Genomic DNA, 425 nt, shown 5'->3' with positions numbered 1-425 from the left:
TGTCTCCTCCACGAATACTAAAACTTTTTGCTTTCCACAATACCCGTCCTTCAATTGTGCCCGAGACATCTTCACCACGTATTATAGTTCTATTTTTTACACTTTCTAAATTCACTAAATCCATTTTAAGTGGAGGAAGTTCGTTTCTCTTTTCGACGCTTTCAAGTTTTTCTAGTCTGGTTTCTAGAGATTTTATAGTTTTTCGTAACTTCTTCTGCTTACCTGCAAAGTATGGCTTTGTTCCTTTTATTCTGCTTTCAGATGAACTTAAGTTTTTCGGTTTTTTAGTTGCTCGTTGAGCTTTCTGTTCTTTTATATTTATAGCTTTTTCCAATCGCTTCTTTTCTTTTTCATATTTTTCTTATTCTATTTCTTCTCGATGTCTTTCTAATTCTTTTTGTTCAACATAGTTACTATAATTCCCC

Annotated in this window: 1 pseudogene; it reads right to left on the bottom strand. The window is 32.9% G+C overall.

Features of this window, described 5'->3' with window-relative positions:
* Positions 1-425, bottom strand: a pseudogene (locus tag AC1DHT_RS29390) (hypothetical protein); the annotation flags it as partial.

It is taken from the genome of Pseudomonas sp. 05N432, assembly GCF_056396945.1.
This window is presented reverse-complemented; position numbering and strand designations above follow the sequence as displayed.